This is a genomic window from Paraglaciecola sp., assembly GCF_039964565.1.
Lineage (GTDB): Bacteria > Pseudomonadota > Gammaproteobacteria > Enterobacterales > Alteromonadaceae > Paraglaciecola.
This window is the reverse complement of sequence record NZ_JBDVXF010000030.1, coordinates 338,779-349,022: the sequence shown is the minus strand read 5'-3', so window position 1 is coordinate 349,022 and position 10,244 is coordinate 338,779. Positions and strand designations below refer to the sequence as shown.

Below are 10,244 nucleotides of genomic sequence, written 5' to 3'. Positions count from 1 at the left end.
AAATGGTTATGGGTGGCTTGGTAAAATAATGGGTGGCTTGGTAAAATAAAAGGCTCATCAAAGCCTAGTTTGCCTTTTTATTTAGTCAAATTGTTATGGGTGGCTTGGTAAAAGCTTGCTGAGGCATGACATCAATCCTTTGATTTATTTCCTAATCAAAGCCTAGTTTGTCTTTTTATTTAGTCAAATGGTTATGGGTGGCTTGGTAAAATAATGGGTGGCTTGGTAAAATAAAAGGCTCATCAAAGCCTAGTTTGCCTTTTTATTTAGTCAAATTGTTATGGGTGGCTTGGTAAAAGCTTGGTAAAAGCTTGGTAAAAGCTTGCGTAATAAAAGGGATCGTAGCCGATATAAATAATGGCCGGCTGAGGAGTTTGACAGCTAAGAGGGAGAATAAACTAGATGTAACTGCGGGGTCAGAGCCGCTGCAACTTGCGGATAGAATAGAACCCCTGAATGACCGCAATTGGCACAAACTTCTCAGTGAGGTTTCACGCTCGACTGTCCGGTTTTAGGCTCACAGCTGCCTGATTCAATTCCAAAATGACTGCTATGCTCAAGAAATGCGCCAGTTGATGAAACCATTTGTATGGCAAGTATGACAAAGAAGACATAAGCCTGATTTATTCTTTCGCCGCAAAGGTTAACGGCTTATTCGAGCCAAACATCACAAATGCTGGCGGCAACGTAGTCGCCCACGCTTAGCCGCGGTGTTAGCATGGACGAAAAAGCCCCGGGCAACTTGTATCCTGCCATACCCGCCGCATCGGTGGGCCCAAGCGAGGAAGGCAGAATGCTGGTGACCATCGACCCAATATTGGGGGCAATATAGACTGGTTCTGAGTTATCACCTTTCAGCCTGCTGCCTTCCGGACCTAGTGCCCATATTACCGCTCTAGGTTTGTCGCCAAACTCCGCAAAATCGGCCCGTTGCCACAGAAACTTGATTTGAAATCGCCCATTTTTGTCGGACTTAAGCATATTGTACTGGGTGAGCTTGCAGCCGCGATTATCTGTTATCTCAAGCCAATTTCGGTTCTTTTGGATGCCGTAGAACCGCAGCAGGCAATTGCCCATTGGCTCTCCATCGCTTGTCCGCGTGACGCCGACAATCACGCCTTTGTTGTATTGCATATTTAAATCTCGCTTCTGAATAATTCAAAAGAAATGAGTTTAGTACAAATTCTAGAAAGGTAAAAAATCGATGCGCCATCTCACAGTCATAAAGTGCAAATCACGATTATCGCTCGTTGCCGTCAGTCAAGTTTGATTAAAATTATGATTATTCTACTCTCAAAATAGTCTGATGGTTCGAATTTTCTATCGACCGCTTTTAGGCTCAGAGCTGCCTGTCACCTCAATCCTTCTTAACTTCTGCAAATGGCACATAAGAGTCAGTCAGTTTTGGCTACGCTCTATATCGGAGACTGTTAGTTGAGGCTATGATAAATCCTGTTTAGGATATACTTCAATTCCCATACGACTATTAAAAGGGCTCTTTGAGCCCTTTTAATTTGCGTCCATCTTTATTTAGACGTTGCCAACTTCATCTAGAATCAACAGTAATGTCTTACATTCTAATACTTATTCTACAGTCACACTTTTAGCTAGGTTGCGTGGTTGGTCGACATCGGTACCTTTTATTACTGCCACATAATAAGACAATAATTGTAATGGTAAGGTGTAAACAATAGGCGCTACCGCGGCTTCACAATGAGGGACGTTGATTACTCGCATGGTGTCGTCGCCTTTAAAGTTGGCTTCTTTATCTGCAAACACATACATGATTCCGCCTCGGGCGCGCACTTCTTCAACGTTTGATTTGAGCTTTTCTAATAACTCATTATTTGGCGCTACCACTATTACAGGCATTTCGTCGTCGATTAGGGCCAATGGGCCGTGTTTAAGCTCGCCAGACGCGTAGGCCTCGGCATGTATATAAGAAATTTCTTTTAGCTTTAACGCGCCTTCCATTGCTATGGGGTATTGGTCGCCACGGCCTAAAAAGAGGCTGTGATGTTTATCGGCAAACTCTTCTGCTAAGTCTTTAATACCTGCGGTTAATGCGAGGGTTTCTTCTAATTTGGCGGGTAGGCTATGTAGGGCGTTCACTATATGGTCGTGATCAGTTTGGCTCATGCTCCTGTGTTGTCCAATTGCTAGGGTCAACATTAAAAAGCCGGTTAACTGAGTGGTGAATGCTTTGGTAGATGCCACCCCAATTTCTGCGCCTGCTAGTGTCATAAAGGCTAAATCTGACTCTCGAACTAAAGACGAGCCTGGTACGTTACATATAGTTAAACTTGCGGCATAGCCTTGTTCTTTAGCAAGTCGCAGCGCAGCTAGGGTGTCGGCGGTTTCGCCTGATTGCGAAATAGTCACGATTAAACTTTTTGGATGAACGTAAGATTTACGGTAACGAAACTCCGAGGCTATTTCGACATTACAAGAGACGTTGGCGTATTGCTCTAACCAATAACGGGCTGTCATGCCTGAGTGGTAGCTGGTGCCACACGCAATGATTTGAATATGGTCAATGTCAGCTAAAATTTTATCGGCGTTGGGGCCAAAGATGTTGGCGTTGATACCTGTTCTTGTGAGTCTGCCTTGTAAGGTATTGCGAATTACATGAGGTTGTTCATGGATTTCTTTCAACATGTAATGACGATAACCACCCTTGTCGCCTGCATCATGTTCTACGTCAGAATCTACAATTTCGCGCTCTACTGGCGCTCCGGCTTGGTCATAAATGGTTATGCTGGTGCGAGTGATTTCGGCAACGTCGCCTTCTTCTAAAAACATAAAACGGCGGGTAACCGGTAAAAGCGCCATTTGGTCTGAGGCAATAAAGTTTTCGCCTATACCTAAACCAATGACCAACGGGCTACCTGAGCGCGCCACTATTAAACGCTCTGGATCTTGTTTGTCCATGACAACAGTGCCATAGGCGCCGTGAAATTTGGCGACTGAGTTTTGTACTGCCTTGAGCAGATCACCGCAGCTGTCTAGTTCAATATGAACTTGATGGGCAATGGTTTCGGTGTCGGTATCTGAAGTAAAGCCATAGCCTTGTTGCGTTAAGTCTTCTCGTAGCCTTTGATAGTTTTCGATAATGCCGTTGTGGACTACGGCTATACGCTCTGCTGAAAAATGTGGGTGGGCGTTGGCTTCGGTAACGCCCCCGTGCGTAGCCCAACGCGTATGTGCAATGCCTGTGCTGCCTTTTACGGGTTGCTGATGCAGGGCATCGGCAAGTTCTTTGACTTTACCAATACGCCTAGTGCGAGTCAGATTATTTTGGCTATCGACTAGGGCAACACCGGCTGAGTCATATCCTCGATACTCTAAGCGTCGTAAACCTTCTAATAATATTTCAACTACGTTACGTTCGGCAATGGCCCCTACAATCCCACACATATTAAGCTCCAATCTTTGTTGTGTTAGCGCAGATAACCTCTACACCATATTGTTCAATTTGTTGTTTTATAGCCGCTGGTATTTGGTCGTCGGTGACTAGCACCGAAATAACATCCCATGGCAATTCTACATTGGGTATCTTACGTTGTAACTTTTCAGATTCAGCCATTACTACTACTTGGTTCGACACTTTTGCCATGGCTCGGCTCAACTGGGTTAACTCGTTAAAAGTGGTCGTACCCTTTTGAGGGTCTAACCCTGCTGCACCAATAAACACTTGGTCAAAATTGTATTCTTGTAATACTAGCTCTGCCATTTTTCCTTGGAATGAAAAGGATTGTGTATCCCAAGTTCCACCCGTCATGAGTACCTTAGGTTCGTTTTCTTGTTCTAATAAATAGGTGGCTACCTGTAGTGAGTTAGTCATAACCAACAAGCCGGTGTGGTGTTTTAGTTCCGGCAATATGGCTGCGGTGGTGCTGCCACTATCAATGATAATGCGGTTGTGGTCTTTGATTAGAGAGGCCGCGATAGCCGCTATGGCTTTTTTTCGAGGAGATATTTTTTCGTCACTTAACTCAGATGAACTGACGGGTAGTAAAATTGCTCCACCGAATTTTCTCAGGAGTAAACCGTTGCTTTCGAGTTCGATTAAATCTTTTCGAATGGTAACTTCTGAGGTACCAAAAAGTTTGGCTAATTCATCAACTGCTACCTCGCCAGCTAAATTAAGCTGTTCAACTATGGCACGTCTTCTTTGTTGGGTGTTTCGCTTTTGCATAGATTACAATAAGTTTCGATTTGAAACTTATTGTAATAAAAAACTTTTGAAATGCAAGTATTCCGAAGTGTGTGTACTAAAATCACTCAATTGCTAAGAGGATTAATGTTCATAACCTTTATGTGAATTGACTAAACGGTAGAAGGTTGCCTGAGCATAATCTTCTGCAACACCGGTGCTATTTTGATTATATACACCGGCTTTAAAATACATATATTGATCTCGTTTGTGATAGCCACTGTTTTGCATATCTACTGTATGAGTAATGTCATCTTTATCTTCTCTACTTAGGGTGACAGTTAACACATCGCCCTGTACGTCAATGATATAACTGAATTTTTCATCGAGTGCGATCCCATCCTCTGGATCTTTTGCGTTACTGGAACGCGAGCCTACAAATTCATAATATTGGTCATCTCCACCACGTGGTTCATGAGCTAAGTAGAGTGAACCTTTAGTATTATTAGGTAATTTACGGTAATAAATTCTTGCTGGTTCGTCGTCTTTGGCATGTATTTGCCCAACAATTACTCTACCTAGTTGTTTAGGATCGCCAGTTACTGTGACATTGTTGACTGCTAAGGTGGCTTCTAAGCGCCCATCTACGCCGCCCGCTTTTCTTTGTGTTTTACCTCTAACACTACTAAACACCCAGTTATTTTCCGTCACCCCTTGGGTCTTAATGCGCGTGTTACCGCGGCGCAACATTTCCCGCAATTCTGAGCGAGTATATTTGGTGTTTTTAGAGGTTTTAGGACCTTTTACAAAAGCAGTGAAGACCATGCCACCATCTGCAGCAGTATAGAAATATGGCGCTAGCTGAAACCCCTTGGCTAGAAATGTTTCGGGGATGACATCCACTTTTTTATCGTTGTTGGTATCTAAAGGCAGACTTAGATTCCAGTCTAATAAGTCGAAGTTTAATCCCGGAGGGACTTTAGGGTTAAGTGTCGGCAAGTCGTCTGCAATCACCAATGGGCAGAAGAGTACGGCAACGAATAACAAGGAAATTTTTTGGTAATACGAATGCATAATTGAGGGACCCTATTTTTGGATGAGTGAGACAACAGTTAAATCACAATTAATTTGTAAATATACCTGCATTTTTTTGTGATTAAAAGAAGTGGTAATACTGTTTATAACATGTCTATTTTTAATTGGTAATAAGATAAAATTAAATTGGTAATAACTCTTAATCTCTTGTTTTTAAGGGGAATTGTAGGTTTTTGGCGTTGTGTTAAGTTGTTTGATAGATTTGTTTTTGTAAAATATTTGTAATTTTACGTTAAAATTGGCTAGAAAGATCTATCTCTTTGTGGTCTCATGTCATACTAAGGAAACAGTGTTTTTTGTTTTGGTTATAATATTTTGTTTGTATTTGGTTATGTCATTAATTGATATTGGTAATACCTTATTTAGTCAAAAGTGCCAAACATAACAAACTTCAATTCAAAGAGAGATGAACAATGAAGAAGTTGAAAGTATTTACTCTATGTGCGTTAAGTGCTGCTTTAATGACTGCATGTGGCGACGATGACTCTACATTAAATGGGGCAAATAATAGCCAAGGTAGCGTGTCAATTTCTGCTGATTCGGCCAATTTGGTTGATGGCGTCACAATGACTGCAACTATCAGTGATTCAGACGGAATTAATGACTCAAGTACTTTATACCAGTGGAATGCCAACGGTTTTCCGATCTCAGGTGCGACTAGTGCTTCCTATGTGATCTCTGACGATTACGCGGGGTCGACGCTCTCTGTCTCTGCTGTTTACACCGATGGCGCAGGTTTTATAGAAACTGTGGTTTCGGCTTCTTCTGAGGCAATAATAGCAAATGAAATAGGGCAGTTAACTATTGTTGGTGATGCTGCAGATAAAGATTCGATTCTAAATGCATCTCTTGTAGATGGTAACGGCGTACCAGGTGAGTTGTCTTATGTTTGGTCAGCAGATGGAGTCGCTATCGAAGGCGAGACTGGTGCCTCTTTACAACTCACTCCTGCTGTTGATGGTCAAGTTATTACCGTCGCGGTAAGTTATACCGATGATGATGGTTTTACTGAAAGTTTGACGTCCGCAGCGACGGGTCCTGTCGGCGTGGCAAATACCCCGGCAACCTTTGATGAGCTTGCTGTTACAGTAACGAACGATAGTTCTGCTCAATCTGGCTCCATCACAGTAATCGATGTAGACGCCGGTGACGACGCTTTAGTTAGTCAAACTGATACCACAACGAGTTATGGTACTTTTTCAATAGATGAAGAGGGTGAGTGGTCATACTCCCTTAATACCTCTGATGCCACCATAGCAGCTTTAGCGGATTCGAGTGATTCAGTTGACGATACTGTTGTTATTGAATCAGTTGACGGAACAGTTGCTAGTTTAGTTATTTCGATTACAGGCGTAGATATCAACGAAAAAATCGCGACTATTCGTGATACTGACTCTGGTGATACTGGAGAGCTACGATACAAGTTTGATGCCCCGTTGTTGGCGGGTAAGTTAGTTGCATCATTCAACAAGCCCGCTGACGCGATTGAAATAAACGATGAGTTTGCGGCTAAGGATGCTTACATCACCTTCTATAATGAAGCGACTAGCACCAGTGGCGGCCGAGCCATTGCAGATTTGCGTATTCAGACAGATAAGTTTGTTCTTCGGGACCAAGATGACATTGTTGTTAATAATCCGTTTACTCCGGGTGAATGGCAAAATGTAGAAGTGACTTGGGAAGCCGCTAATGATGTGACACCACCTATGGTAACCGTGACTATTGACGGTGTGAGTGTTACCACTGAAGCATTCTCGTCTCCAGATGCTGCTGTGGGAGGTGTGGCAGCTATTGCATTTAGAATTGCAGATAATACTGCGATTCTTCCAGATGATAAGAGTTTCAAAGTAGATGATATCTCGATCTATTCTGACGCTGTTGGCACTACTCTAGTGCATGAAGATGACTTTGAAAGTTATAGCGATGGATACGATCTTGATCCTGATAACAATGGGACTTCAGTGTATAACTCAAGTACTTTTCAAGCGGTAGTCGAACCAATAAACGGTGTGGTTGATACGCCAACCGACAACCAATTTGCAGCCATTACTGATACCGATTCTGGCGATTCAGGTGAACTTAGATATCGATTTGAATCACCTATGCTTGCAGGTAAGTTGGTCGCGTCATTTAATAAGCCAGCAGATGCAATTGAAATTAACGATGAGTTAGCGGCTAAGGATGCATACATCACTTTGTTTAATAGCGCGCACAGTACTTCTAGCGGCAGAGCTATTGCAGATTTACGTATTCAAACTGATCAATTTGTGCTGCGAGACCAAGACGATATTGTGGTTAGTAATCCCTTTACACCCGGCCAATGGCAAGATGTTGAGATCACTTGGGAAGCCGGTAACGATGTTACGCCGCCTATGGTAACTGTCACAATTGATGGTGTGAGTGTGACTACAGAAGCCTTTACTTCTCCAGATGCCGCAGTCGGTGGAGTGTCAGCAGTAGCATTTAGATTTGCAGATAACACAGCAATTCTACCTGATGATATTAGTTTTAAAGTCGACGATATAGCGATTTACTCAGACGTTGCAGGTACAACCTTAGTGCACGAAGACGATTTTGAAAGTTATAGCAATGGCACAGATCTCGATCCTGATAACAATGGCAACTCTGTATACAACTCTAGTTCATTCCAAGCTGTGGTTACGTCTAACTCTGGTAGCACGGATGGTGGTGCAGATGGTGGTACGGACGGAGGTTCTGATGGCGGCTCTGACAATGGTAGTAATGGTGATGGTGGTAGCTTCGATGGTAACCTGATTGCAGCCATTACCGACACTGACTCTGGTGACTCAGGAGAACTTAGATATCGATTCGAATCGCCAATGTTAGTGGGTAAGTTAGTGGCATCGTTTAATAAGCCAGCTAATGCTATTGAAACCAATGATGAACTTGCAGCTAAAGACGCCTATGTTACTTTATTTAACAGCTCCCACAGTACATCTAGTGGTCGCGCAATTGCAGACTTACGCATTCAAACCGATCAATTTGTGTTGCGAGACCAAGACGACATAGTAGTGAATAATCCTTTTACTCCTGACGAATGGCAGAATGTAGAAATCACCTGGGAAGCCGGCAATGACGTAACACCACCTATGGTAACAGTAACCATAGATGGTATTAGCGTTACCGCAGAAGCGTTTTCATCGCCAGATGCGGCAGTAGGTGGGGTTTCAGCTATTGCCTTTAGATTTGCCGACAATACAGCGATATTGCCAGATGATATTAGTTTTAAAGTGGATGACGTGTCTATTTACTCAGACGTTGCCGGTACGACTTTAGTCTTCGAAGATGATTTCCAAGGGTATAGTGATGGGACCGATTTAGATCCTGACAACAACGGAAACTCGGTATATAACTCCAGTACCTTCCAAGCTGTGGTTAAAGCTGAGCAATAAAATTGGTTCTATTCGCTGTTAGCGTGACAACGTCATAGTTAACAGCCTTTAGCTACTATTAAACACAAAGCCCCGCTAGTTTAGCGGGGCTTTTTATTAGCTATTAAATTATTGGGTTTGATGTCCAATTCTAGTTCGTTTTTCAATAACAAAAATAAACTATTTCTTAACCGGGCGTTGCCATGACTCTAAGTTACGCTGCTTACCTCGAGCGATAGATAATTCATTGTCTCTCACTTCTTTTGTAATAGTTGAGCCTGCACCAACAGTGGCATTCACTCCAATTACAGTCGGAGCAACAAGAGAACTGTTAGACCCAATAAAAGCGCCGTCTTTAATGATGGTTTTGAACTTATTCACCCCGTCGTAATTACAGGTAATGGTGCCCGCACCAATGTTGGCGCCTACTCCAACTTCTGTGTCACCAAGGTAGCTAAGATGATTAGCCTTTGAGCCTTTTCCTAAGGTGGTTTTTTTCATCTCGACAAAATTACCGACCTTAGATTGTTCCATCATTACCGAGCCAGGTCGTAATCGAGCATAAGGGCCCACACTGCAATATTCCCCTACCACAGCTTGTTCAATGACGGAGTTAGCATGAATTACAGCGTTTGCTGCAACTTCGCAATCGCTAAGTATACAATTTGCGCCAATGGAGGCATTTGAGCCAATTTTAACCTTGCCAGTAATGATCACATTCACGTCAATGTTAATATCTTGTCCAACCTCTAGTTCACCTCTTAAATCAAAACGTGATGGGTCGGATAAAGAGACGCCCTGCATCATCAACGCGTTGGCTTGTTCCATTTGATAGGCTCTTTCAATTGCAGCTAATTGTACTCGATTGTTTATGCCTTCTACTTCAATGGCAGAAGAGGGTTGCGAAGCTTGAATCGATTTGCCTTCTTTAGCCGCCATTTCTATGATGTCGGTTAGATAAAACTCACCTTGTGCATTGTTATTATTCAAGTTAGACAGCCAACGTTTTAAGTCTTTACCGCCCATAATCATCATGCCAGTGTTGGTTTCTTTAATTTGGCGCTGCTGTAGCGAAGCATCTTTATGTTCAACTATTGCTGTAACTTGATCCCCTTGCCTAATGATTCTGCCCATTCCGGTTGGGTCATCTAGCTCTACTGTAAGTAACGCTAGGTCGGCATTTTTTTTAACGGCTATTAACTGCTCTAAGGTGGTTTCTTTAATCAGTGGAGCATCACCAACTAATATCAATACATCTTCATCATCCTTAATGTGTGGAATGGCTTGTTGTACCGCATGACCGGTACCTAATTGTTTATCTTGTAAACACCAAGACAATGTATTGTGGCTGAGTCTATCTTGTAGTTGTTGCCGTCCATGACCATAAACCAAGTGGATATTTGTGGCATTCAACTTATTAACTGTATCTATAATGTGTTGAACCATCGGTTTGCCACCAATAGAATGCAATACCTTCGGTAGCGAAGATTTCATTCTTGTACCTTTACCAGCTGCTAAAACTACTACAGAAAAAGCCATGTAAATTCCTTTATTATTGTGATGTAGTCGCCACTATGGTTTCACTTGGTGACGAGTTTACC

At 42.7% G+C, this 10,244-nt stretch carries 6 protein-coding genes; 1 reads left to right on the top strand and 5 read right to left on the bottom strand.

Features of this window, described 5'->3' with window-relative positions:
• Positions 1-651: 651 nt before the first annotated feature.
• The 4 genes from ABJK37_RS14670 to ABJK37_RS14655 form a co-directional block, all read right to left on the bottom strand.
• On the bottom strand, positions 652-1,134 hold the full coding sequence (locus ABJK37_RS14670) for a hypothetical protein (protein ID WP_348355327.1): 483 nt from the start codon (positions 1,132-1,134) through the stop codon (positions 652-654).
• Positions 1,135-1,584: 450 nt separating this feature from the next.
• Positions 1,585-3,417 (bottom strand): glutamine--fructose-6-phosphate transaminase (isomerizing), encoded by a 1,833-nt coding sequence (glmS, locus tag ABJK37_RS14665; protein ID WP_348355324.1) that lies wholly within the window; start codon positions 3,415-3,417, stop codon positions 1,585-1,587.
• A gap of 1 nt (position 3,418) precedes the next feature.
• Complete coding sequence (locus ABJK37_RS14660) at positions 3,419-4,198, bottom strand: DeoR family transcriptional regulator (protein ID WP_348355321.1); 780 nt, start codon at positions 4,196-4,198, stop codon at positions 3,419-3,421.
• Positions 4,199-4,300: 102 nt separating this feature from the next.
• Positions 4,301-5,230, bottom strand: coding sequence for a polysaccharide lyase family 7 protein (locus ABJK37_RS14655; protein WP_348355318.1), 930 nt, complete (start codon positions 5,228-5,230; stop codon positions 4,301-4,303).
• Positions 5,231-5,664: 434 nt separating this feature from the next.
• Here ABJK37_RS14655 and ABJK37_RS14650 point away from each other — a divergent pair, with 434 nt between their 5' ends.
• Positions 5,665-8,664, top strand: a complete 3,000-nt coding sequence (locus ABJK37_RS14650) for a VCBS domain-containing protein (protein ID WP_348355315.1) — start codon at positions 5,665-5,667, stop codon at positions 8,662-8,664.
• 159 nt (positions 8,665-8,823) lie between these two features.
• On the opposite strand, the gene glmU is transcribed toward ABJK37_RS14650, so the two are convergent.
• On the bottom strand, positions 8,824-10,182 hold the full coding sequence (glmU, locus tag ABJK37_RS14645) for a bifunctional UDP-N-acetylglucosamine diphosphorylase/glucosamine-1-phosphate N-acetyltransferase GlmU (protein ID WP_348355312.1): 1,359 nt from the start codon (positions 10,180-10,182) through the stop codon (positions 8,824-8,826).
• Positions 10,183-10,244 lie beyond the last annotated feature (62 nt).

Bases quoted from the DNA above. Each gene is read 5' to 3' on its own strand.
- glmU (WP_348355312.1), bottom strand. From the start codon at position 10,182: ATGGCTTTTTCTGTAGTAGTTTTAGCAGCTGGTAAAGGTACAAGAATG.
- ABJK37_RS14650 (WP_348355315.1), top strand. From the start codon at position 5,665: ATGAAGAAGTTGAAAGTATTTACTCTATGTGCGTTAAGTGCTGCTTTA.
- glmS (WP_348355324.1), bottom strand. From the start codon at position 3,417: ATGTGTGGGATTGTAGGGGCCATTGCCGAACGTAACGTAGTTGAAATA.
- ABJK37_RS14660 (WP_348355321.1), bottom strand. From the start codon at position 4,198: ATGCAAAAGCGAAACACCCAACAAAGAAGACGTGCCATAGTTGAACAG.
- ABJK37_RS14655 (WP_348355318.1), bottom strand. From the start codon at position 5,230: ATGCATTCGTATTACCAAAAAATTTCCTTGTTATTCGTTGCCGTACTC.
- ABJK37_RS14670 (WP_348355327.1), bottom strand. From the start codon at position 1,134: ATGCAATACAACAAAGGCGTGATTGTCGGCGTCACGCGGACAAGCGAT.